General features: G+C 60.9%; 23 protein-coding genes and 2 pseudogenes. 10 read left to right on the top strand and 15 right to left on the bottom strand.

What is annotated here, in order from left to right; genetic code table 11:
* Nucleotides 1–237 precede the first annotated feature (237 nt).
* Nucleotides 238–1,275 carry a GGDEF domain-containing protein gene (locus tag JFT80_RS12255; protein ID WP_122839544.1) on the top strand — a complete coding sequence of 346 codons (1,038 nt, stop codon included), beginning with the start codon at nt 238–240 and terminating at the stop codon, nt 1,273–1,275.
* Here the strand turns inward: JFT80_RS12255 and JFT80_RS12260 are convergent.
* Nucleotides 1,263–1,403, bottom strand: a complete 141-nt coding sequence (locus tag JFT80_RS12260) for a hypothetical protein (RefSeq protein WP_201148041.1) — start codon at nt 1,401–1,403, stop codon at nt 1,263–1,265. The two genes, JFT80_RS12255 and JFT80_RS12260, sit on opposite strands and share 13 nt — an antisense overlap.
* A 327-nt stretch (nt 1,404–1,730) precedes the next feature.
* Complete coding sequence (locus tag JFT80_RS24235) at nt 1,731–1,925, bottom strand: hypothetical protein (protein ID WP_242482913.1); 195 nt, start codon at nt 1,923–1,925, stop codon at nt 1,731–1,733.
* Here JFT80_RS24235 and JFT80_RS12265 point away from each other — a divergent pair.
* Nucleotides 1,890–2,669, top strand: a complete 780-nt coding sequence (locus tag JFT80_RS12265) for a hypothetical protein (RefSeq protein WP_307833083.1) — start codon at nt 1,890–1,892, stop codon at nt 2,667–2,669. The genes JFT80_RS24235 and JFT80_RS12265 overlap by 36 nt on opposite strands.
* A gap of 19 nt (nt 2,670–2,688) precedes the next feature.
* On the opposite strand, the gene JFT80_RS12270 is transcribed toward JFT80_RS12265, so the two are convergent.
* Nucleotides 2,689–4,089 carry an MFS transporter gene (locus tag JFT80_RS12270; protein WP_201148042.1) on the bottom strand — a complete coding sequence of 467 codons (1,401 nt, stop codon included), beginning with the start codon at nt 4,087–4,089 and terminating at the stop codon, nt 2,689–2,691.
* A 136-nt stretch (nt 4,090–4,225) separates the two neighbouring features.
* Between JFT80_RS12270 and JFT80_RS12275 the strand changes: the two are divergent.
* Nucleotides 4,226–5,154, top strand: a pseudogene (locus JFT80_RS12275) (LysR family transcriptional regulator).
* A gap of 4 nt (nt 5,155–5,158) precedes the next feature.
* On the opposite strand, the gene JFT80_RS12280 reads toward JFT80_RS12275, so the two are convergent.
* A complete protein-coding gene (locus JFT80_RS12280; RefSeq protein WP_201148043.1) occupies nt 5,159–5,437 on the bottom strand; it encodes a hypothetical protein in 279 nt (92 codons plus the stop codon).
* A 453-nt stretch (nt 5,438–5,890) separates the two neighbouring features.
* On the opposite strand from JFT80_RS12280, the gene JFT80_RS12285 reads away from it, so the two are divergent.
* Together JFT80_RS12285 and JFT80_RS12290 are read left to right on the top strand one after the other, a co-directional pair.
* Nucleotides 5,891–6,973, top strand: coding sequence for a hypothetical protein (locus JFT80_RS12285; protein ID WP_201148044.1), 1,083 nt, complete (start codon nt 5,891–5,893; stop codon nt 6,971–6,973).
* A 2-nt stretch (nt 6,974–6,975) separates the two neighbouring features.
* The gene (locus tag JFT80_RS12290) at nt 6,976–7,329 is read left to right on the top strand and encodes a DUF1428 domain-containing protein (RefSeq protein ID WP_045057647.1); all 354 of its coding nucleotides are present in this window, start codon (nt 6,976–6,978) and stop codon (nt 7,327–7,329) included.
* A 14-nt stretch (nt 7,330–7,343) separates the two neighbouring features.
* Here JFT80_RS12290 and JFT80_RS12295 read toward each other — a convergent pair whose 3' ends face one another.
* A complete protein-coding gene (locus JFT80_RS12295; protein ID WP_045057648.1) occupies nt 7,344–7,538 on the bottom strand; it encodes a hypothetical protein in 195 nt (64 codons plus the stop codon).
* Nucleotides 7,539–7,598: 60 nt separating this feature from the next.
* Here JFT80_RS12295 and thpR point away from each other — a divergent pair, with 60 nt between their 5' ends.
* Complete coding sequence (gene thpR / locus JFT80_RS12300; protein WP_122839550.1) at nt 7,599–8,138, top strand: RNA 2',3'-cyclic phosphodiesterase; 540 nt, start codon at nt 7,599–7,601, stop codon at nt 8,136–8,138.
* Between the two features lie 220 nt (nt 8,139–8,358).
* Here thpR and JFT80_RS12305 read toward each other — a convergent pair whose 3' ends face one another.
* The 5 genes from JFT80_RS12305 to JFT80_RS12325 form a co-directional block, all read right to left on the bottom strand.
* A complete protein-coding gene (locus tag JFT80_RS12305; RefSeq protein ID WP_201148045.1) occupies nt 8,359–9,456 on the bottom strand; it encodes a polyamine ABC transporter substrate-binding protein in 1,098 nt (365 codons plus the stop codon).
* A 212-nt stretch (nt 9,457–9,668) separates the two neighbouring features.
* Nucleotides 9,669–10,550, bottom strand: a complete 882-nt coding sequence (locus tag JFT80_RS12310) for an ABC transporter permease subunit (RefSeq protein WP_201148046.1) — start codon at nt 10,548–10,550, stop codon at nt 9,669–9,671.
* Complete coding sequence (locus tag JFT80_RS12315; protein WP_201148057.1) at nt 10,547–11,428, bottom strand: ABC transporter permease subunit; 882 nt, start codon at nt 11,426–11,428, stop codon at nt 10,547–10,549. The genes JFT80_RS12310 and JFT80_RS12315 overlap by 4 nt, the downstream gene beginning before the upstream one ends.
* Nucleotides 11,429–11,457: 29 nt before the next feature.
* Complete coding sequence (locus JFT80_RS12320) at nt 11,458–12,600, bottom strand: ABC transporter ATP-binding protein (RefSeq protein WP_201148047.1); 1,143 nt, start codon at nt 12,598–12,600, stop codon at nt 11,458–11,460.
* 323 nt (nt 12,601–12,923) lie between these two features.
* On the bottom strand, nt 12,924–13,685 hold the full coding sequence (locus JFT80_RS12325; RefSeq protein ID WP_201148048.1) for a gamma-glutamyl-gamma-aminobutyrate hydrolase family protein: 762 nt from the start codon (nt 13,683–13,685) through the stop codon (nt 12,924–12,926).
* A gap of 282 nt (nt 13,686–13,967) precedes the next feature.
* Between JFT80_RS12325 and JFT80_RS12330 the strand changes: the two genes are divergently transcribed.
* The 4 genes and pseudogenes from JFT80_RS12330 (at nt 13,968) to JFT80_RS12345 (ending at nt 19,135) form a co-directional block, all read left to right on the top strand.
* Nucleotides 13,968–15,344 carry a glutamine synthetase family protein gene (locus JFT80_RS12330; RefSeq protein WP_201148049.1) on the top strand — a complete coding sequence of 459 codons (1,377 nt, stop codon included), beginning with the start codon at nt 13,968–13,970 and terminating at the stop codon, nt 15,342–15,344.
* Between the two features lie 171 nt (nt 15,345–15,515).
* Nucleotides 15,516–17,005, top strand: a pseudogene (locus JFT80_RS12335) (aldehyde dehydrogenase).
* A 54-nt stretch (nt 17,006–17,059) separates the two neighbouring features.
* Nucleotides 17,060–18,343, top strand: a complete 1,284-nt coding sequence (locus JFT80_RS12340; protein WP_201148050.1) for an FAD-binding oxidoreductase — start codon at nt 17,060–17,062, stop codon at nt 18,341–18,343.
* A gap of 243 nt (nt 18,344–18,586) precedes the next feature.
* Complete coding sequence (locus JFT80_RS12345; protein WP_045057658.1) at nt 18,587–19,135, top strand: cupin domain-containing protein; 549 nt, start codon at nt 18,587–18,589, stop codon at nt 19,133–19,135.
* A 239-nt stretch (nt 19,136–19,374) separates the two neighbouring features.
* Here JFT80_RS12345 and JFT80_RS12350 read toward each other — a convergent pair whose 3' ends face one another.
* The 5 genes from JFT80_RS12350 to JFT80_RS12370 form a co-directional block, all read right to left on the bottom strand.
* Entirely contained in the window at nt 19,375–19,593 is a 219-nt protein-coding gene (locus tag JFT80_RS12350) for a PLD nuclease N-terminal domain-containing protein (protein ID WP_201148051.1), read from the bottom strand.
* A gap of 159 nt (nt 19,594–19,752) precedes the next feature.
* On the bottom strand, nt 19,753–21,171 hold the full coding sequence (locus JFT80_RS12355; protein WP_201148052.1) for a cytosine permease: 1,419 nt from the start codon (nt 21,169–21,171) through the stop codon (nt 19,753–19,755).
* Between the two features lie 228 nt (nt 21,172–21,399).
* Complete coding sequence (argE, locus tag JFT80_RS12360) at nt 21,400–22,551, bottom strand: acetylornithine deacetylase (RefSeq protein WP_201148053.1); 1,152 nt, start codon at nt 22,549–22,551, stop codon at nt 21,400–21,402.
* On the bottom strand, nt 22,548–23,225 hold the full coding sequence (locus tag JFT80_RS12365; protein ID WP_201148054.1) for a DUF1028 domain-containing protein: 678 nt from the start codon (nt 23,223–23,225) through the stop codon (nt 22,548–22,550). The genes argE and JFT80_RS12365 overlap by 4 nt, the downstream gene beginning before the upstream one ends.
* Nucleotides 23,226–23,363: 138 nt before the next feature.
* On the bottom strand, nt 23,364–23,780 hold the full coding sequence (locus tag JFT80_RS12370; protein WP_201148055.1) for a RidA family protein: 417 nt from the start codon (nt 23,778–23,780) through the stop codon (nt 23,364–23,366).
* Nucleotides 23,781–23,800: the final 20 nt, after the last annotated feature.

Consider the following 23,800-nt stretch of genomic DNA (forward strand, 5'->3'; position numbering starts at 1 on the left):
CGTTTTAGCAGACCTGGCCCGCGCTTGTCATGGTTGATGTGCGCGACAGCTGGGAAAGCGCAGCCGTTGAGCAATCCGATTCACTGGAAAAGCCTAGCCCTTGTTTGGGTGTACGGCGCCAGCGTAAACCCGTCTTTTTTCGCGGTGAATTATGGCCAGTGGCTATGCGTGCTTCGGACGGACGGTTATGCTCCGCTGGTTTTCTATTTGCCAATGATGAATAACTACAGTGACGTTATGAGCCAAACAGAGACGCGAGCGACTGTTCTAGCGCTGTACCCGGAAGACTCCCGCGAAGCTGCGGCGCTGCTCAAGCAGGCCGTCCCCCTGATGGTTCGTCACAACATCCCGCCTAACCCGGTGCACTACGCGCTTTGGTACACCTACAGCAAAGGCCAGGTGCCGGAGCTCAACCGCCAGCTGGACAAGGTGCTGGAGGACTTCCCGCAGTTTCCGCCGGAGTCCGCCTCGAAGCTGTTTCGCGACTACATCATTCGTGACGAGCTGGAAGTGGCGCGGGCGGGTCAACAGCAGGCCATCAATCTGGTCGATGACATGGCGCGAAACGTGTCGCGCAGTGTGGAGGGTAATCGCAGTTTCCAGACCAGTCTGGGTCACTGCCTGGACATGCTCGAGGCGCCCGCCGACGAGCGCTTGCCGGATATCCTCAGCGAACTGCAGCAAAGTACCCGGCTGATGCAGAGTCAGCAGGAGCGCTTCCTGTCCCAGCTGCACAGCGCCCAGGACGAGATCAAGAGCCTGCGCGACAAGCTCCAGCGCGCACAACTGGCTGCGACCCTCGACGGCCTGACCGAACTGCTCAACCGTGCAGCGCTCACGCACGTTCTGGAACAGGCGTTGGCCAGGCCATCGCAAGGGCTCGCGTTGGTCATCCTGGATATTGACCACTTCAAGCAGTTCAACGACCAGTATGGTCACCCCCTGGGCGACCGGGTGCTGCAGCATGTCGCGCAAACCCTGCGCAACGCCTTGCCGGCCCATGCCCATGCCGCGCGATATGGCGGCGAAGAGTTCTGCGTGGTGCTGGAGCAATGCCCCGACCACGCCACCGCCCGGGCCTTCGCCGAGCAACTGCGGCTGAAGATCCAGTCCCTGCGCATCAAGACCCGCGGCGATGGCAAGCTGCTGGACACCATCACGGCGTCATTCGGTACCGCCTTGGCCCGGCCCGACGACACCCTCGACAGCCTGTTGGTCCGCGCTGACGATGCGCTGTACCGGGCCAAGCATAATGGGCGCAATCAGGTGATGTGATGGGTGGCGGGGCAGGTGATGTTGATGTCGGATGTCACGGCCTCTTTGTCGGAACGCCGCCCGGAGCAAGCCCGCTCCAGGGGGGCGGTCAGCAGGACCTCGTCGGTAGGACGCGTCTGTAGCGCCATTCTGAAAATGCTTTTTTGCGCTTTTTTCGGTTGTGACAGGTCACCTCGTGTCGTTACGTTAACCCGCAGGCTTCATTGTTCAGAGGAGGCCGGGGACGACTGTCGATAGAGGATCACCTAGTGCAAGCACCCAAGAAATTCCTGGCGTATGCCGCCGTCCACCAAGCCCTGACCCAGGTCGATCTGACCGAAAAGGTAGCCCCGACCACGCCGTGCGACTGCTGGTCGACGAGGTCCTCGGGGGCTGGCGGCGAAGGGCTGGCCCGTGGCGCAGGAGTTGACCGGTCCGAGGATTGTCTCTGCCGAAGATAACTACGGTCTGCTCGGTTACGATCCCGCAGAAGTCAGGCTCGGCAGTGCGCACACCTGCTGGGTGGATGAGTTCTCGCTGCTGCGCACGCAAACCACCAGCCAGATTCCCGCCGCGCTGCAGCGAGTGGCGGCATTGCGCCAGCCGGGGAAACGATCCTGCTGGCCGCGCCGGGGATCACGTTCCGGCGCGACAGTCGCGATCGCTGGCATTGCGCGCAGCCGCACCAGATGGACATCTGGGTATTGGGCGATCCGTCGATGTCGACTCGAGAACATCTGCTGCGCCTGGTCGACGATGTCATGCAATCGGCGGTACCGGAAAAATCCTGGATCTTCACCGACAGTCGGCATCATTACACCGAGGGTGGAATCGAAGTAAGCGTGTTGAATGAGCGCATTCCGGTCGAGGTCCTGGAGTGCGGTCTCATCGCCGAATCGTTGTTGCAGCGACTGGGTATCGATCCGCTGCGCCACGGCGGATTAGCCTTGGGCATGGGCCTGGATCGCCTGACCATGTTGCGCAAGGGCATCGCGGATATTCGCCTGTTGCGCGACCAGAACGAGCAAGTCCAGGCGCAGATGCACGACCTCAAGCCGTGGGTGCCCGTGTCACGTTCGCCGGCGATTGCCCGGGATGTTTCGCTGGGGGTCACGCCAGGGCTGAGTGAGGAGGTGTTGACCGAACGCATTTGCCTGGCTGCCGGCAAGTGCTCTGGCTGGATTGAGGAGGTCCAGCTCAAGAATCGCTGGAAATATGCCCAGTTGCCACCTCATGCAATTGAACGGCTGGGCATACTGCCGGGCCAGGAGAGCGTGCTGCTGCGTGTGGTGTTGCGCAATTGTTCGAGGTCGATCACCACCGCAGAGGCCAATAGAGTGTATTCGGTGATCCAGTCAGCATTGCATGAAGGGGTTCCGGGAAAGGGCAGCAGGATGAATCTGAGCACGATCTGAGCACCAACCCAGGGAGGTTTCACCGCGATCGATTCACCAGCGCAATCACCAATGCCATACCCACCAGCACCAGGGCAACCGCAAAGGTGATGCGCATCCCGCTGGCAACTGCCTGGGGGTGCGCCAGGTTGTGCGTCGCAGCAGTTGAGGCCATGGCGAATACCGCTCCCAGAACCGACGCTCCGGTGACAAGTCCCAGGTTGCGCGACAAATTCAGCAAGCCGGCAATCACTCCCCGGTTATCCTGGGTAACCTGGGCCATCACCCCGGTGTTGTTGGCCGTCTGGAACAGCGCATAACCCAGTGTTACCACCATCATCGGCGCCACATAGCCCACGATGCCAGACCCCAGCGGGAGGGCCGACAATCCCAGGCAACCGAGCACCATTGCACCAAGGCCGGCGAACGTTATGCGACGGGCGCCGAAGCGGTCGACAACGCGGCCGGCCGGCACACTTGTCAGCGCCGCCACCACTGGCCCGACGGACAGTACCAACCCCACCCGCAGCGTCTCCAGTCCCAAGCCCTGGGCCAGGTAAAAAGGCCCAACCACCAGTGTCGCCATCATCACGGTGGTGACCAGCGCGCTCATGACCAGGCTGGCGCTCAAGTGCCGGTCGCGGAAAATGTTCAGGGAGATTAAAGGTGATGCGGCGCGGGCCTCGACATGGATGAACAGGCCAAGCCCTAACAAGGCGCCGAGCAACAGCGCGCCATTGAGCCATCCGAAGCTGCCGTGCCCGAGTGTCATGGCCAGTGCATAGGCCCCCAGCGTCAATGCCAGCAGCGCAGTACCCAGACTGTCGAAGCCCGCGGATGGCACCTTGGGGGTTGGTGCCGCAGCAGGCAGATGGCGGTACGCCAGCAGCCAGGTGAGCAGCCCCAGCGGCACAGTGACCAGGAACATCGCCCGCCAGCCGAAACCATCGATCAACAGGCCGCCCAACGAAGGTCCCATCGCGGTGCCCACTGCGGACATGGTCCCCAGCAGCCCCATGGCACTTCCGGTGCTGGCCTTGGGGACGGACTCACCGACCAGCGCCATGGTCAACGCCATCATGATCGCTGCAGCCAGGCCTTGCAGCGCCCGGGCGCCAATCAGCACTCCCAGGCTGGGTGCCAGGCCGCACAGGGCCGAGGCAAATGTGAACAGCGCAATGCCGCTGAGCAGCAGTCGCCGCCGACCCAGCTTGTCGCCGAGCCGGCCGACGCTGACGATCAGCGTGGTAATGGCTAACAGATAAGCAATCAGCACCCATTGCACCTGTTGAAAGGATGCATCGAACGCTTCGGCTAATGTCGGTAGGCCTACATTGACGATGCTGGTGCCGAGTGCGGCCAGTAACATGGACAGGGACAGGCTGAGCAACGCCAAGGCAATGGGCGCGGAGGGCTGGGCAACGGTCATCGTCGGCTTCATGGTGAACCTCGGGCTCGGACAGCCCCGGATTGGGCGGCTGTCAGAAATCTACGCCCTGGACTAACATGGCGGAAGGCGCACAGGATGCACTTGATACCTGCACCAGACGCCATCTTCCACCATCGCGAGGCATGTAATGGGCACTCCCGACCTGAATTTGCTGGTGACCCTCGATGTGCTGCTTGCCGAAGGCAGTGTTGCCAAGGCGGCCAAGCGTTTGCGCCTCAGCCCCTCGGCTATGAGCCGGGCCCTGGCGCGACTGCGCGCGACCACCGGTGACCCGTTGTTGGTGAGGGCGGGGCGCGGTCTCGTGGCCACACCGCGGGCATTGCAGTTACGTGAACGCGTCAGTCAGTTGGTGCAGGAGGCCGAAGCGGTGTTGCGCCCGGCGGAGCAGCCCGACCTGGCACATGTGACGCGCACATTCACGCTGCGCACCCGCGAGGGTTTCGTCGAGAATTTCGGCGCCCGGCTGATCGCCCGTGTGGCCGAACAAGCTCCGGGAATACGCCTGTGCTTTGTGCACAAGAACAACAAGCAGAGCATGGCGCTGCGCGATGGCATCGTGGACCTGGAGACCGGCGTGGTAGGCAAATCCGCGAGCCCGGAGTTGCGCACCCAAGGGCTCTTTCACGACCGTATTATCGGTGTGGTGAGGGCCGGTCACCCATTATCCCGGGGCACAGTCACGCCGGTTCGCTACGCGTCGGGCAGCCACGTCGCTGTTTCGCGGCGCGCAGAGGAAAGGGGGCGATCGACCAGGCCCTTGAAGCGATGGGTCTGGTGCGGCGGATTTCGACGAGCGTTGCCGGGTTCGGCACCGCACTGGTGCTGGCCCGGGAGAGTGACTTGATCGCCAGCGTGCCGGAGCGTCACACCGCCAATCTGCGGGCGGACATGCATGCTTTTGAACTGCCCGTCGATCTTCCGCCCTTGACGATCGCGATGCTTTGGCACCCACGTCTGGATGCCGACCCGGTGCATCGCTGGTTGCGCGCTTGTATGCGGGAAGTGTGTTCGAGCCAGGAGTCACTGGCCAATCTGGCGACACCGGGCCAGCCCTGAACGATCAGCGCACTACCCCCCGAGCGTGGTGCGAAGGCCGTGCCGGCTGCGCGGTAGTGGCGCGGTTGAGCAGGTGGTCGGCCAGCACGTCGTTGAGAAAGCGGAACTGGTCGTTCAGGCCGACCACTTCGTTACTGAAGTGATTGGCGGCGGCCGGCATCAGCAGGTCTTCAAACTGTTTGTCGAACACCAGCGCGAACACTTTGCGCGATACCACTTGCTGGGAATAGTAGTTATTGCCAAACACCGGAAAGCTCACGGAGAGGGTGACGGGGTGGATCATGACGGTTGCTCCTCGGACAATACGAGCCAGGAAAAAATGCTCAGCGTGACGGCCGTCAGGGCCAGGCAGGTCAGGAGATGAATCAACATGATGGGCCCCTCCGGTATGGGGTGATGGCTTGATGGGATTGATCCTACGCTGACGAAATTTTTGCGGAAGGCATTCGCCGCGATGGTGGTTATCGATGGGAATGATGGTCGGTCTTGGCGGTGTACTGACCGACGCCCTCGCGGGCAAGCCCGGCTCCCACAGGGATGTCCGCCGTACACAACTGCTGCGTTCGCCATCAACCCCTGTGGGAGCGGCGGTGCGACGATTAGGGTTGCCCGCGATGGCGGTGCTGAAAGTAAAAACGATCTGAAGGCGCACGCCACCGCCGCCTATACTCAAACCACAGTCCCTGCGAGCGCCGAGCATCCTGTTTGGCCTCGCGTTTGTCAGGAAGCCGCGACCTTGAACCTGCGTTCGCTGATCGTCGCCGTGCTGTTGGTCGTGGCGGGATGCGCCACGCCTGAGCGCGCGCCTGTCAGACAACCCCCGATCATCGTGGCGCAGGCCACCTGGCAACAGGTGGATCGAGAGATTGTGGCGGCTTCCCGCTCGGCCACCGAGCAGGTCAAGCTGTTCGCCCGTGGCTCGATGGAACATTGGCGCATTCGTGTCTATGAGCAAACTGAAGAAAATTTCATCCCGTGGTTCAGCAGCTACTGGACCCAGGAATGGATGTCGATGAAGGTCAGCTGGTACACCATCAGCGCCAAGGGAGAGCAGGACGCCTCGGCCAAGCGCCTCGCGCAGTACCTGCTTGATGAATACCAGGAAAGGGTGCTGGCGCCGGTGGCCGTCGAGGTCGACCCGGATGCGATTCTGCATCAGGCCACCGAGTTCTACGTGCAGCTCATGGGCCAGCAGCTGCAGGTGATTGCCCAGCGTCATCGCGTGCCCATGGACCAGCTCAACGCCCGCGCCAACAAGATCCCGGCCATTGCCCTGGGCCCACCGGCGGCGCGGGACGCTTCGCTTTACCAGGTCATTCACACCGACCTCAATACGCTGCCGGCGTATTCGGCGCTGATCGAAAAAATTCACGTCGCCGGTGGCGACAAGGGCGTGGGTTCGACTGACACGGCCATGGCGCCCGTGGCCAAGCGTGCCAGTCAACGCATGGAGGCCGAAATGGCCCCGCGCGGCGCCGCCAGTGCCGTGGCCGCAGCCGCCGGCAAGCTGGCGGGAGGCTTGATCACGGTGGGGGTGGCGGGCATACGCGCAATCATCCGGGCCAACGACCGCCCCGACAGCGAGGCGCTGATCCGCAATAGCCTGGGCAACACCTTCGACAAGGCCTGGCAGAAGCTGGTGCAGAACCCGACGACCGGAGTGATGGCCGGCACCTTGTACATGGCGGGGCAGGTGGAGGGGAACCTTGGCGGGAGGGTCGAACAGCCGTCGGTCGGATCCCAAGGCGCAGCTGTCGACTGGAGCCCGACGGAATCGACTAGCCAGCAGCTCGACCCTCTACCCCCGGCAGGAGAATAACCATGTCTTACGTTGATGGCTTGATCGCTGCAGTACCCACCGCCAATCGTGAAAAATTCAGGAAGCACGCCGAGTCGGCCGCGGTCATTTTCAAGGAAAACGGTGCCTTGAGCGTTGTTGAATGCTGGGGTGATGACGTGCCCGACGGCAAGGTCACGTCGTTCCCCATGGCGGTGAAACTCAAGGAGGACGAAACCGTGGTGTTTTCCTGGATCGTCTGGCCGGACAAGGCCACCCGCGATGCCGGCATGAACAAGCTTATGTCCGACCCGCGCATGCAGCCGGACGTCAACCCGATGCCGTTCGACGGCCAGCGCATGGTGTTCGGCGGATTTAACATGATCGTGCAGGCCTGAGGCCCGGCGCAGGGTCACTCCGCCGACGGGGTGATCCTGCAGCTCTTGCGGTTGCGGATCTCGATGTCCGTAGGGCGCTCTTTGATAAACTCAAAACGCGGTTCACCTTCGCTATAGTGGACCAGCCATCCCCAGTCCAGCTCGGACTCGTCCTGACCCGGCCGCGGTGGCATTGCCCACCAGGGTTCCTTGCTGATGATCTCTCGCATGACCCGCTCCCGTTGATGGGGTTGTCTGAACTATAACTTGCCTATCAGGAGCTGCCAGGCATGAGCGACGAAGCCCACGAGCCGACCAAGCGGCTGTTTTTCGCCCTGGACTGTGCACCTGCCCAGCGCAAGGCCATCGCCCAATGGCGCAGCGCGCTGCAATTGAGGACCGGGCGCCCGGTGCCAGCGGAAAATTTTCACCTGACGCTGCTGTTTCTCGGTTCGGTCAGCGTGGCGCAGATCGCCGAGATCTGCACGGCGGCTGGCAAGGTTGCGGTGCCGGATGAGCCCCTGCGGGTTGAACTTGATCGCCTGGATGCCTGGCGCCGGGCCGGCGCGCTGGTGCTGGCGTCGGAGCAGGCACCTGCGCCGTTGCTGCGCCTGGTGTATGGGCTGGAACAGGCGATGCTGCCGTTCGGACTGGAGAATGCGCCGAAGGAGTTCCGCCCGCACCTGACGCTGATGCGCGATTACCGGGGGCAAGAGCCCGAGTCGGAGACGCCGCCGGCGTTTTTTCTGCGGGCTGATCGATTCGTTTTGTTTGAGTCCCACAAGGGGCGTTATCGGGCGCTGGCCGACTGGCCGTTCGGCGGCGCATAAAAAGGCGCCCGAGGGCGCCTGAAGTTCACCTGAGCCGAGGGAGCCAGGTGATGCCGTTCTTCATGAAAGAAATGCAGCGGTGGTGAGGCGCTGCCGGAACGGAAAATTTTTGCCGCAGATACCCGTAGGAGCTGCCGAAGGCTGCGATCTTTTGATCTGTTGTGCTCTTATCAAGATCAAAAGATCGCAGCCTGTGGCAGCTCCTACGCGAGCAGTCGTGTTACTTGCCGAGTTTTACCCGGGTCCAGCCGCGGGTCATGATCCGCTGAGTGGCAATCGGCTGATCCGGCACTGCATACAGCGTCGCCATCACCGCTTGCGACGGGTACGAGCCCGGGTCGTTGCGGATCGCTTCATCCACCAATGGCGTGGCCGCCGAGTTGGCGTTGCTGTAGCCGTTGCTGTTGGTGATCTCGGCGATGATGTCCGGGCGCATCAGGAAATCCATGAACAGGTACGCGTTGTCGACGTTGGCGGCATCGCGCGGGATGGCGACCATGTCGTAAAAGCTGCCGGCGCCTTCCTTGGGAATGCTGTAGTCGATCTTCACGTCGTTACCCGATTCCACGGCGCGGGCCTTGGCCTGCAGCACGTCGCCGGAGTAGCCGACCGCCACACAGATATTGCCGTTGGCGAGATCCGAGATGTACTTCGAGGAATGGAAGTACGCCACGTTCGGGCGGATTTTCATGAACAGCGCTTCGGCTTCCTTGATGTGCGCCGGGTCCTTGTCGCTCACCGGATAGCCCAGATAGTGCAGGGCGGCCGGGATCATTTCGGTCGGCGAATCGAGGAAACTGATGCCACATGCTTTCAGCTTCTCGGCGTTTTCCGGTTTGAACAGCAAGTCCCAGGAATTGGTCGGGGCATTGGCGCCGAGCACTTCCTTGACCTTCTGCGGGTTAAAGCCGATGCCGATCGAGCCCCACATGTACGGGAACGCGTGAGCGTTGTCCGGATCACTGGCGGCGGCGTTTTTCAGCAGCACCGGGTTGAGATTCTTCCAGTTCGGCAGCTTCGATTTGTCCAGCGTCTGATAGACGCCGGCCTTGATCTGTTTGGCCAGGAAACTGTTGGATGGCACGACCAGGTCGTAGCCGGATTTGCCCGCCAGCAACCGCGCCTCAAGGGTTTCGTTGCTGTCGAAGACATCGTAGGTCACGCGGATGCCGGTCTCGTCTTCGAACTTCTTGACGGTGTCCGGGGCGATGTAATCGGACCAGTTATAAACACGCAGCACTTTGTCGTTGGCTTGGGCGCCCATGACCATTGCGCCCATTAAGGACAGTGTCAGCAGAGTCCTGCCAAACATTTTCATCGGTACAACTCCATTCTTCTTATTCAAGTACGCAAAGCAACATTGCAATCAACCTAAAACCGTCCGCCGACGTCCCCGTCACTCCGCAGGACCCCGCCGGACCCTCTCGGACCCCGCCGGACCCTGTAGGAGCTGTCGAGTGAAACGAGGCTGCGATCTTTTGATTTTAAAAAAGCAAGATCAAAAGATCGCAGCGTGCCGCAGCTCCTACATCAAGCGGTGGCACCCGCCATTCGCTTACCAGGCTGCCACGACTCGCTGGCCGTCTGGTCCATCGCTTCCTGGATCGCGCGTTTGCGGTTGGCTTCTGCCCGGCGGCCGAAGTACCAGACCAGGAAGGTCACCAGCGACACCGCCAGCAGAATCAGGCTCGCGACCGCGTTGATCTCAGGCTTCACGCCCAGACGCACCGCCGAGAACACTTCCATCGGCAAAGTCGTAGACCCCGGACCAGACACGAAGCTCGCCAACACCAGGTCATCCAGCGACAAGGCGAACGACATCATCCCGCCCGCCGCCAGCGACGGCGCGATCATCGGAATGGTGATCAGGAAAAACACCTTGAACGGCTTCGCACCGAGATCCATCGCCGCTTCTTCAATCGACAGGTCCAGCTCACGCAGGCGGGCGGAGACTACCACCGCCACATAGGCGGCACAAAACGTGGTGTGGGCGATCCAGATGGTGACAATGCCACGTTCCTGCGGCCAGCCGATCAGTTGCGCCATCGCCACGAACAGCAGCAACAGCGACAGGCCGGTAATCACTTCCGGCATCACCAACGGCGCCGTCACCAGGCCACCAAACAGCGTGCGACCCTTGAAGCGTGTAACGCGAGTCAGCACGAATGCCGCCAGCGTACCCAGTGCCACCGCCGCAATTGCCGTGTAGCAGGCGATTTCCAGCGAGCGCACCACCGAGCCCATCAGTTGCGTGTTGTCGAGCAAACCGACGTACCACTTCACCGACCAGCCGCCCCACACCGTTACCAATTTCGAGGCGTTGAACGAGTAGATCACCAGAATCAGCATCGGCAGATAAATGAACATCAAACCGAAGATCAGCATGAACTTGGAAAAACCGAAGCGTTTCATCCCCGTGCCTCCATCTCTTTGGCCTGGCTGCGGTTGAACAGCAGAATCGGCACGATCAGGATCAACAGCATCACTACCGCCAGCGCGGACGCCACCGGCCAGTCGCGGTTATTGAAGAACTCTTGCCACAGCACGCGACCGATCATCAGCGTTTCCGGGCCACCCAGCAGTTCCGGAATCACGAACTCACCCACCACCGGGATGAACACCAGCATGCAACCGGCAATAATGCCGTTCTTGGCCAGCGGCACGGTGATTTTCCAGAAGTTGTTGAAGTTGCTCGAACCCAGATCCGACGCGGCTTCCAGCAGGCTGCCGTCGTGCTTCACGAGGTTGGCATAGAGCGGCAACACCATGAACGGCAGGTAGGCATACACCACGCCGATATACACGGCGCTGTTGGTGTTGAGGATCTCGATCGGGTGATCGGTCAGCCCCGTCCACATCAGAAACGCGTTGAGCAGACCGTTGTTGCTGAGGATGCCCATCCACGCGTAAACGCGGATCAGGATCGCGGTCCAGGTTGGCATCATGATCAACAGCAGCAGGACGTTTTGCGTTTCCTTGCCGGTCTTGGTGATCGCGTAGGCCATCGGAAAACCGATCACCAGGCACATCAGGGTGCTCAGGAACGCCACCTTGAGCGAACCGAAGTAGGCCGAGATGTACAGCTCGTCCTGGGTCAGCAACGAGTAGTTGCCAAGGTTGAGCAGCAGCTGGAATTTCTGCTCGGCGAAGGTGTAGATCTCCGAGTACGGCGGAATGGCCAGGGCCGCTTCCGAGAAGCTGATCTTCATCACCAGAAAGAACGGCAACAGGAAGAACAGGCACAACCACAGGAACGGAATGCCGATGACCAGTTTTCGCCCGCTGGGCACCAAGCGCAGGAATTGCTGATTGAAAGTTTTCATGAGCGCAGTACCACGCCGCTGTCGTCTTCCCACCAGACGTAGACCTTGTCGTCCCAGGTCGGCCGCGCGCCACGGCGTTCGGCGTTGGCCATGAACGACTGCACGATCTTGCCGCCGGGCAATTCAACGTAGAACACCGAGTGGCCGCCGAGGTAGGCAATGTCGTGGACCTTGCCCTTGGACCAGTTGTAACGGAACTCCGGTTGGGTGGTGCTGACCAGCATTTTTTCCGGGCGGATGGCGTAGGTGATCGACTTGTCCTGGACCGAAGTGCTGACGCCGTGGCCGACGTAAATCTTCTGTTGCAAGTCCGGGCTGTGAATAATCGCGTGACCTTCGAGGTCCTCCACCACGGTGCCATCGAAGGCGTTCACGTTGCCGATGAACTCGCAGACCATGCGGCTGACGGGCGCTTCATAGATGTCGATCGGGCTGCCGATTTGCGCAATCCAGCCCAGGTGCATGATCGCAATGCGTTCGGCCATGGTCATGGCCTCTTCCTGGTCGTGGGTCACCATCACGCAGGTCACGCCGACGCGCTCGATGATTTGCACCAACTCCAGTTGCATCTGCGAACGCAGCTTTTTATCCAGGGCGCCCATTGGCTCGTCGAGCAGCAACAGCTTCGGACGTTTGGCCAGCGAGCGGGCGAGGGCGACGCGCTGACGCTGGCCGCCAGAAAGTTGATGCGGCTTGCGTTTGGCGTATTGGGTCATGTGCACCAGACGCAGCATCTCATCGACACGAGCGTCGATTTCGCTGGCCGGCAAACGATCCTGTTTCAAGCCGAAGGCGATGTTCTGCGCGACGGTCATGTGTGGGAACAGCGCGTAGGACTGGAACATCATGTTGATCGGCCGCTCGTACGGCGGCATGTCGGTGATGTCCACGCCGTCGAGCAGAATCCGCCCTTCAGTCGGCCGTTCGAAACCGGCGAGCATGCGTAGCAGGGTCGATTTGCCCGAACCGGAGCCGCCGAGCAGGGCGAAGATTTCACCCTGATGGATCTCCAGGGACACATCGTCCACTGCCGTGGTTTCGTCGAACTTCTTGGTGACACGATCGACTTTCACCAACACCTTTTTCGGTTGCTGATGACCTTCAAGTGCCTTCCTGTAAGTGCTGGAGGCGTTTGCCATGTGAAACTCCCAACAGGTTTCAGTCGCGCGGCCAATGTGGCCGGGCTTAAGTGGATTGCAAGCCTGGGCTGTCAGCTGATGGCGACCCTGTAGGAGCTGCCGAAGGCTGCGATCTTTTGATCTTGATCTTAAAAAACAAAATCAAAAGATCGCAGCCTTCGGCAGCTCCTACGGGGATACCCCATCGGCCCTGGCTTGTTCGGCGCCGCCATCCTGGCTGCCTGGGTCGTACTTGTTGTTATCGCAGTGTGTTGTTTCACCAGTCACGGGTGCGTAAAGACGCACCCGCAGACTCACGGGGGCAGTAAAGAGTTGATTTCAGGTCAGCGAGTGTTACGCAGCACAGCCCGTTGCCGGCACGCGTTGCCAAACGCCTGGAAAATATTCAAATAAGGCGGATTCGCCAGCACCTGCCACTCCGGATGCCACTGCACCCCGAGCGCGAACGCCGGGCTGTCCTGCACCGAAATCGCTTCGATCAAACCGTCCGGCGCAACCGCTTCGGCGCGCAGCCCGGGTGCCAGTCGATCAATGCCTTGGCTGTGAATCGAATTGACCATGAACTCGGCGGGCAACTGCAGTGCTTCGAACACACCGCCCGGCTGGGTGGTCACGGCATGGGCCGGTGCGTATTGCACGGCCACGTCCGGGCTGTCGGCTTCACGGTGATCGAGCATGCCCGGCAGCTCATGCACCTTTTGGTGCAGGCTGCCGCCGAACGCCACGTTCATTTCCTGGAAGCCACGGCAAATGCCGAGCACTGGAACGCCCGCCGCGATGGCTGCACGTAATAAAGGAAGGGTGGTGGCATCCCGCGCCGGATCGTGATCCGTGCCGGGGGCGCTGGCCGGGCCTTGATAGTGGAAGGGTTCCACGTTCGATGGCGAGCCGGTCAGCAACAGACCGTCGAGTTGACCGAGCAGGTCTTCGATTTCAGTCAGGTTGCCAAGGGAAGGAATGACCACTGGCAGCCCATTAGCGCCAACGCTGACAGCACGTAAGTACTTGTCGCCGCTGATGTGATAGGGGTGCAGGCCAATCTGTTTGACGCACGCAGTAACGCCGATCAATGGCTTGAATGCCATTTTTATTCACCTCGAAGTTTGACACTTGAACGAGCTTTTCCGGAGCTTAGCCTCGTTGATTTTAATTAACAACTGCCATGTAAAAAATTCTAAACGCCGTTCATCATATCTTCATGATTCTTGGGGCTCTGGCGCCTGTATTGGCACGCAAGTGTTAAAAAAAGCCCTAAAAATAAACCCTGAGCGGCCATCTGTTCGCTATTGACTTCACTTTGCCGTTCGGGTTGACTGGCTACGTGAAAGGGCAGTGAACATAATAATTAACAGCTAAATAGGTGCATCATGTCGGTCCCTCTGCGTACCGTTCAACTCAACGAAGCAAACGCATTCCTTAAGAAATATCCTGAGGTTTTGTACGTCGACCTTCTGATTGCGGATATGAACGGTGTGGTGCGCGGCAAGCGCATCGAACGCACCAGTCTTCATAAGGTTTACGAGAAAGGCATCAACCTGCCGGCCTCGCTTTTCGCTCTCGACATCAACGGCTCCACGGTGGAAAGCACCGGCCTGGGTCTGGACATCGGCGACGCTGACCGAATCTGCTACCCAATCCCCGGCACCCTGAGCATCGAGCCGTGGCAAAAGCGCCCAACTGCACAACTGTTAATGACCATGCACGAGATCGAAGGCCAGCCGTTCTTCGCTGACCCGCGTGAAGTGTTGGCTAACGTTGTGCGCAAATTCGACGATCTCGGCCTGACCATTTGCGCCGCGTTCGAACTCGAGTTCTATCTGATCGACCAGGACAACGTTAATGGTCGTCCGCAGTCGCCGCGTTCGCCGGTCTCCGGCAAGCGTCCGGTGTCGACTCAGGTTTATTTGATCGACGATCTCGACGAATACGTCGATTGCCTGCAAGACATCCTCGAAGGTGCGAAAGAGCAGGGCATCCCGGCTGACGCCATCGTCAAGGAAAGCGCCCCGGCGCAGTTCGAAGTCAACCTGCATCACGTTTCCGACCCGATCAAGGCGTGCGACTACGCCGTCCTGCTCAAGCGTCTGGTGAAGAACATCGCCTACGACCACGAAATGGACACCACCTTCATGGCCAAGCCGTATCCAGGCCAGGCGGGCAACGGTCTGCACGTGCACATTTCGATTCTGGACAAAGAAGGCAACAACATCTTCGCCAGCGAGGATCCCGAGCAGAACGCCGCACTGCGTCACGCGATCGGCGGTGTGCTGGAGACCCTGCCTGCGCAAATGGCGTTCCTGTGCCCGAACGTCAACTCGTACCGTCGCTTCGGCGCGCAGTTCTACGTACCGAACTCGCCGAGCTGGGGCATCGACAACCGTACCGTGGCAGTACGGGTGCCAACCGGTTCGCCGGACTCGGTGCGTATCGAACACCGCGTTGCCGGCGCTGATGCCAACCCGTACCTGCTGATGGCGTCGGTTTTGGCCGGCATTCACCACGGTCTGACCAATCAAATCGAACCGGGCGCACCGGTGGAAGGCAACAGCTACGAGCAGAACGAACAGAGCCTGCCGAACAACTTGCGCGATGCATTGCGCGAGTTGGATGACAGCGAAGTCATGGCGCGCTACATCGACCCGCTGTACATCGACGTGTTCGTGGCGTGCAAGGAAAGCGAGTTGGCCGAGTTCGAGAACTCCATCTCGGACCTTGAGTACAACTGGTACCTGCATACGGTTTGATTGGCCAACACCCATCTTTGATGGCGGGCGAATAACCCTGTAGGAGCTGCCGAAGGCTGCGATCTTTTGACTTTGCTTTTAAAAGAACAAGATCAAAAGATCGCAGCCTTCGGCAGCTCCTACAGGGGATTCATTCCAGCGATCACTAATTCCCTGCGTCGAGTCACAACCATGACAAACACCCGTAGCGACTGGGAGCAACGCTTCCAGTCCCTTTCCATCGAAAGCCGCGCGTTCATCAACGGTGAATACCGCCCGGCTATCAGTGGCGACACTTTCGAATGCCTGAGCCCCGTCGACGGCCGTTTCCTCGCCTCCGTGGCCAGCACCGATGAAGCCGACGCCAACCTTGCCGTTGAAGTCGCGCGCCAGTCTTTCGAGTCCGGCATCTGGGCGAAAAAAGCCCCGGCCGAGCGCAAACGCATCCTGATTCGCTTCGCCGATCTGATCCTGCAGAACCAGGAAGAACTGGCGCTGCTGGAAACCCTCGACATGGGTAAACCGATCAGCGATTCGATGAGCATCGACATCCCGGCGACCGCCAACGCGATCCGCTGGAGCGCCGAAGCCATCGACAAGATTTACGATGAAGTCGCCGCGACCCCGCACGACCAACTCGGCCTGATCACTCGCGAACCCTCCGGCGTCGTAGCGGCCATCGTGCCGTGGAACTTCCCGCTGATCATGGCCAGCTGGAAATTCGCCCCGGCGCTGGCAGCGGGCAACTCGTTCATTCTCAAACCTTCGGAAAAGTCGCCACTGACCGCCATCCGCATCGCGCAGCTTGCGCTCGATGCCGGCATCCCCAAAGGCGTGTTCAACGTACTGCCGGGCTTCGGTCATACCGTCGGCAAGGCCCTGGCGTTGCACATGGACGTCGATGTGCTGGCGTTCACCGGCTCCACCGCGATTGCCAAGCAGCTGTTGATCTATTCCGGGCAAAGCAACATGAAGCGCGTCTGGCTCGAAGCGGGCGGTAAGAGCCCGAACGTGGTGTTCGCCGACGCGCCGGACCTGCGCGCGGCGGCCCAGGCGGCTGCGGGTGCTATCGCCTTCAACCAGGGCGAAGTCTGCACCGCCGGCTCCAGGTTGCTGGTGGAACGCTCGATTCGCGAGCAGTTTATTCCGCTACTGGTGGAGGCACTGCAGGCCTGGAAACCGGGGCACGCCCTTGATCCGCAAACCACTGTCGGCGCCGTGGTTGATCAGCGTCAACTGGACAACGTGCTGAGTTATATCCAGGTCGGTAAAGACCAGGGGCGCAACTGATCGCGGGCGGCAGTCGCACCCTGGAAGCCACCGGTGGACTGTATGTGGAGCCGGCGATTTTCGACGGTGTGACCAACGCCATGACCATCGCCCAGGAAGAAATCTTCGGCCCGGTACTGTCGCTGATCACCTTCGACACGGCTGAAGAAGCGCTGCAAATCGCCAACGACAGCATCTTCGGCCTCGCCGCTGGTGTCTGGACCAGCAACCTCAGCAAGGCGCACACCTTCGCCCGTGGCCTGCGCGCCGGCAGCGTGTGGGTCAACCAGTACGACGGCGGCGACATGACCGCACCGTTCGGTGGTTTCAAACAGTCGGGCAACGGTCGCGACAAATCGCTGCACGCGTTCGACAAGTACACCGAGTTGAAAGCGACCTGGATCAAGCTCTGAACCCTTAAAAAAGCGACGGCCGCCGGCACATGCCAGCGGCCATCGGAGAAACCTATGAAACAGACACATGTAAACAGCTACTACGCCGCCACCCGCAATTTCACCGGCGACTTCCCGGTGCTGGAACAAGCGGTGGACTGCGACGTCTGCGTGATCGGCGCCGGCTACACCGGTTTGTCCTCGGCACTGTTCCTCTGCGAGGCGGGCTACAGCGTGACCGTGCTCGAAGCCGCCAAAGTCGGTTTTGGTGCCAGTGGTCGCAACGGCGGGCAACTGGTCAACTCCTACAGCCGCGACGTCGACGTGATCGAAGAGCGCTACGGCGACAAGACCGCCGAAGTGCTCGGCAGCATGATCTTCGAAGGCGCCGACATCATTCGCCAGCGCATACAGCATTACGACATCAAGTGCGACTATCGCCCGGGCGGTATCTTTGCAGCGATGAACAAGAAACAACTCAACGGTCTGGCCGAGCAGAAGCGCAGCTGGGAACGTTATGGCAACCGCAATCTGAAGATGCTCGACGCAGCCGACATCCGTCGCGAAGTCGGCTCCGATGCATACGTGGGCGGCCTGCTCGACCTGCAGGGCGGCCACGTTCATCCGCTGAATCTGGCACTGGGTGAAGCAGCAGCCATCGTGCGTCTGGGCGGCAAGATCTACGAGCAATCCGCTGCGGTGGAAATCAAATACGGCGAGCCAAACGTCGTACGCACGGCCAAAGGCCTGGTCCGTGCCAAGTACCTGCTGATCGCCGGCAACGCCTACCTGCCGCAGGGCCTCGACAATCGAGTGACCAGTAAAAGCATGCCGTGCGGTTCGCAAATCGTCGTCACCGAGCCGTTGTCCGAACAGGTGGCGCGCAGCCTGATCAAGAACAACTACTGCGTTGAAGACTGCAACTACCTGCTCGACTACTACCGCCTGACCGCTGATAACCGCCTGCTGTACGGTGGTGGCGTGGTCTACGGTGCACGCGAGCCGGACGACATCGAACAACTGATCAAGCCGAAGATCCTCAAGACCTTCCCGCAGCTCAAGGACGTGAAGATCGACTACCGCTGGACCGGCAACTTCCTGCTGACGATGTCGCGCATGCCGCAATTTGGTCGCATCGAGAAAAATGCCTACTACATGCAAGGCTACAGCGGCCACGGTGTCACTTGCTCGCACCTGGCCGGCAAACTGATCTCGGAAATGATCCGCGGCGACGCCGAACGCTTTGACGCCTTCGCCTCCTTGCCGCACATGCCCATGCTCGGCGGCCGCACCTTCCAGGCCCCGCTGACCGCCATGGGCGCCGCGTACTACGCGCTGCGTGATCGCTTCGGCATCTAAAGCAGGCGCCTCCCTGTAGGAGTGAGCTCGCTCGCGATGGGCGTCAACGATAACGCGCGTTGTCTGCACGAACGTGTTGTCTGGACGTTCTTCGCGAGCGAGCTCGCTCCTACAGCAACACCCCCAAACGTGATTTAATACCCGACTTTCAAATCTCCGGGACAGGGAAGCGGTACCTTCGCGGCCACAAGTCGCCCGCCATCCACCCCCATAACCCTTAAGTTTTCCTCGCATAAGGCTGTCATGGACACGGGCTCACGACTCAAACTAGTACGCGAAAGCTACAAACTCTCCCAGCGCGAGCTGGCGCGGCGTAGCGGCGTCACCAACGCGACCATCTCCCTGATCGAACAGAATCGCGTCAGTCCCTCCGTCAGTTCCCTGAAAAAACTGCTCGAAGGCATCCCCATGTCCCTGGCGGACTTCTTCACCTTCGACCAGCCGCCCCGCGAGCACCAATACGTCTTCCGCGCCAGCGAACAGCCGGATCTCGGCCGTCACGGGCTGCGGCTGCTGCTGATCGGTGCATCGGTGCCGAGTCGGCAGATGCGCCTGTTGCGCGAGCAGTACGCACCTGGGGCGAGCTCGGGGGAGGAGCCCATCGTGCATTCGGAAGGCGAGGAGTGTGGGCTGGTGACGCGCGGCACGGTCGAGTTGACCGTCGATGGCCAGATCAGCGTGCTCAATGCGGGCGATGGCTATTACTTCCCGACGACGCTGCCGCACCGCTTCCGCAATATTGGCCAGGATGAAGCGGAAATCATCAGCGCCAACACCCCGGCCAACTTCTGATATCACTGCGGGCTGCAGCAGGTGGCGAAGGCTGCGTCCGCAGCTCGCTCTGTCACAGGCGGTTCCAAGCCACGCTGTTTGATTCTTGCGGCAGGAGTAGATTTCCTACGCGATTTTCGAACGCCAAGATCAAAAGATCGCAGCCTTCGGCAGCTCCTACGGGAGGTGTATGTCAGTTGAAATAACGAAGCCCCGAATCGTCGGGGCTTTTTTTGATTTATAGGCGAGTGTCGCCGGCTTTACTGCCTGGCCTGTGGTGAATGCGGGTTGCGGGCCGTGTGCTTGGGTCCGGCCATGGCCCATGCCAGCAATCCGAACAGTGGTACAAAGACGATCACCACAATCCACACCAGCTTGTTACTCGACTTGCCCTCGGCTTTACGCACCCGATTAATCGCCCACAACTCGACCAGCACCAGAACTGCCGCGAGTACGATCCAGATCGTTTCGATTTGCATAAGCCACCTCCTGATAGTCCTTCAGTTAGGCGGGCAGGGGCGCTCAGGGTTCATTTTATTGCTGTACAGAGCTCCACCAGCGTCCCGTCGTGGCAGTTAATGGCTGTCACGGACCCATCGCGAGCAGGGCTCGCGCCCACAGGGAGCCAGCGGTGCGGGTTAGTTCGAGTTGGCCAGTTTGCCGGTGGAAAGACGGCGCTTGTAGGCGCTGTCGCGATTGGCCAGCCAGTAGTAGAGCGGCGAAGTGATCAGCAGGCCGACCAGCCATGATAAGTCCGCGCCATTGATGTGCTCGGAAATCGGCCCTACATACAGCGGCGTGTTCATGAACGGAATCTGCACCACGATGCCGATTGCGTAGGCCAGCAGTGCCTGCGGGTTGTAGCGGCCGTAGATTCCGCCATCCACCTGGAAGATCGAGTTGATGTCGTACTTGCCTTGGTGAATCGCGTAGAAGTCGATCAGGTTGATCGCGGTCCACGGCACCAGCACCACAAGCAGCACCAGCACCATGTCGACGAAGTGGCCGATGAAGTCCTTCGACGCGCCTACCGCAGCAAAGCAGCAGGCCAGCAACACAATGACCGAGATCACCGCGCGGCTCTTGGCGGTGGGGATCCAGCGGTAAGCGAAGGTCTGCACCAGGGTGATCAGCGACAGCACCGCGCCGTAGAGGTTGAGGGCGTTGTGGCTGATCACGCTGAGCAGGAACAGCACCAGCATCAGCGGGCCGATGGAGCCGGTGGCGAGTTTGACCGCGTCCATGGTGTCCATGCCTGCGGGCGTGGCCAGCACAGCCACGGCGCCGAAGATAAACGACAGGCTGGAGCCGAGCACGGTGCCCAGGTAGGTGGTCCAGAACGTGGCGGCTACCGGCACGTTGGCCGGCAGGTAGCGCGAGTAGTCGGAGACATAGGGCGCGAAGGCGATCTGCCAGAGCGCGGCCAGGGATACGGTTGCCAGCCAGCCGGAGATGTTGAAACTGCCGCGGGTGAGGAAATCGGCGGTCTGCACGTGGGTGAAGATGTAGCCGAAACCCAGCACGATGCCGGCCCCGAGCACCCAGGTGCCGATGCGATTGAGCACGTGGATGAACCGGTAGCCGATGATGCCGATGATCCCCGAACCGATGGCGCCGATGACGATACCGACCGGCACCGGAACGCTGTCGACCACGCCGTGCAACGACTTGCCGGCGAGGACGATGTTGGAGGCGAAGAAGCCGATGTACATGACGCCGGCAATCAGCACCACCAGCAGGGCGCCGAGGGAGCCGAACTGCGCGCGGCTCTGGATCATTTGCGGAATGCCCATCTGCGGGCCTTGCGCGGAGTGCAGCGCCATCAACACGCCGCCCACCAGGTGGCCGACAAGAATCGCGACGATGCCCCAGACCAGATTCAAGTGAAACAACTGCACGCCCAGCGCACCGGTAACGATGGGCAACGGCGCGATGTTGCCGCCGAACCAGAGCGTGAACAGATCCCTGACCTTTCCGTGGCGATCTTCGGGGGGCACGTATCCTATCGTGTGTTTTTCAATCAGCGGAGCGGAGGATGCTGCTGCAGGGGTAGCCATGACGAACTCCAAGGCAAGGATGAGTACGTGGACGTACTTCGGTGAGCGCCGGCACGGACGGCGCATTTCTTGTTGAAGTGATCATGTGCAAAGGCTCGGGATAGATAAATTAGTAAGTTTGTTGCTACAGACCTTAAAAAAGTAGGTCTGCGGGCGCAGTAAACCTGTGGGAGCAAGCACGCTCCCACAGGGAATGTTTGCAGGGAAGAAAGTTGCTCAAGCCGGGCTTTATTTGCAAATGGATAGCAGCATTCGCTGCAGCATTTGATCGCAGCCAGCGAGTTGGTCGAGGCTGACGAATTCGTCGGGTTTGTGGCCCTGGTCCATGCTGCCCGGGCCGCAGACGACGGTGGGTATGCCAGCGGCGTCGAACAGGCCGCCCTCGGTGCCGAAGGCTACGGTGGCGAACTCGCGGGAGCCGCAGAATGCGGCGAGCAGTTCTGCCGCTTCGCTGTGCGCGTCGGTCGCCAATCCCGGGTACGCCGACAGTTCGCTGAAGCTGATACCACTGTGCTCACTGACGGCGCGCATGCGCGGCAGCAGTTGCTGCTCGGCGTACCGCTGCAGCTGCTGCGCGACCTCACTGGGATCCTGGGCCGGCAGCGCGCGAATCTCAAAGTCGAAACGGCAATCGGCGGGGACGATGTTGAGCGCCTTGCCGCCGCTAATGACGCCGGTCTGCACGGTGCTGAAAGGCGGGTCGAACCGGGCGTCCTGATGCTCGGGGGCTTTGAGCCGACTGCCGATCCGTCCCAGTTCGCCGATCAACTCGGCGGCGTATTCAATCGCGTTGACCCCGAGCGGCGCATACGCGGAATGGCAGGCCTCGCCGTGGATATCGCAGCGCATCGCCAGTTTGCCCTTGTGACCCAGCACCGGTTTCAACTCGGTCGGCTCGCCAATGTTGCACAGCCTGGGTTTGACCGGGCGCTGCTGCAGCGCCTTGAGCAACGAGCGAACACCCAGGCAGCCGACTTCTTCATCGTAGGACAGGGCAATGTGCACCGGCATGCGCAGATCCGCCTGCACCAGCGCCGGCACCAGGGCGAGCACGCAGGCGATGTAGCCTTTCATGTCTGCGGTGCCACGACCGTAGAGCTTGCCGTCGCGCTCGGTCAGCGCAAACGGCGGCAGGGTCCACGGCTGGCCGTCGACCGGCACCACATCGGTGTGGCCGGAGAGGACGATGCCCGGCACATCCGCCGGGCCGATGCTGGCGAACAGATTGGCCTTGCTGCGCTGCTCGTTGTAGATCAGCTCGCAGGGCACTGAAAAATTCGCCAGGTAGTCGCGCACGAACTCGATCAGCTGCAGGTTGGATTCGCGGCTCGTGGTGTCGAACGCCACCAGGGTTTTGAGCAGGTCGATGCTGTGACTCATCGATCATCTCCGGCGACGCCATAGCCTGGGGACCTGTCGGGGGCCAGTGCGCGGTCGATGTAGTCCTGGACCTGGGGACGGTAGGCTTCCCAGAGCTTTTCCAGTTGCGCGATCGGCGCTTCGTCAGCCCAATCGACCCGCAGGTTGATGATCGGCCAGGTCAGTTCACCGACCACCACCAGCGCTGCGGAATGCACCGGACCGGCTTCACCGCCTGCTTCGATCGCGGCGTTCATGGCGGTGATCAGGCGGTCTGCCAGTTGTCCTTCACCGTGTTCAAATGCGCTGACCATGGCCTCGATCACCGAACGGTCCGCGAGCATGTTACCGGCAGCGACGCATTGCTCACCGGACACTGCAGTGTGCTTGCCGAGGGTTTCGCTGCCGCTGAAATGGGCGGTGCGCCCCAGGTGGTCGATGGCGGTGATTTGCCGGTACTGGCTGTAGCCGTTGCGCGTCAGCACCTTGTCCAGGGCTTCTGCGGGCGCCAGCCCCTGTTCCATCAGGGCCAGGGTTTCCGGGCCGAGGGAGGGCAGGGTGATGTTCTGTGTCGAGACGGCACCGACACCCGGCAGCAGCCAGGGGCAACGGGCGCCGACAGCGATGCTGGAGGAGCTGATGGCGATGCCGAACTGGCCGGTTTCGGGGCAGCGGGCGGCGATGGAGAAGGTCATGGGGGGCTCCTTGGTTGGCCTTTTTTAGGGTGGTGTCTGAGCTGGCCTCATCGCGAGCAAGCTGTGCTCCCACAGTGGCAATCCCAGAGTGACTAGCTGAGGGAGCAACGCTTGCTCGCGATGGCCGCGCCGCGGTCTTTACTGCGGAATTACTGCAATCACATCAATCTCCATCAACCACTGCGGTTGCCCCAACGCTGACACCACCAACCCGGTCGAAATCGGAAACACCCCTTTGAGCCACTTGCCGACTTCCCCATACACCGCCTCGCGATAACGCGGGTCGATCAGGTACGTGGTGGTCTTGACGATGTGACTCATGTCGCTGCCGGCTTCTTCCAGCAGTTGCTTGACGTTGCGCATGGCCTGTTCGGCCTGCGCGCGAGGATCGCCGAGGCCCACCAGATTGCCGTCGAAGTCTGTGCCGACCTGGCCCCGCACATACACGGTGTTGCCGGCACGGACGGCCTGGCAGAGGTCGTTGTCCAGGGTCTGGTTCGGGTAGGTGTCTTTGGTGTTGAACATGCGAATACGGGTGTGGGTTGGCGTGCTCATGTGCAGCTCCTGAACAGGGA

The organism is Pseudomonas sp. TH10, assembly GCF_016651255.1.
Lineage (GTDB): Bacteria > Pseudomonadota > Gammaproteobacteria > Pseudomonadales > Pseudomonadaceae > Aquipseudomonas.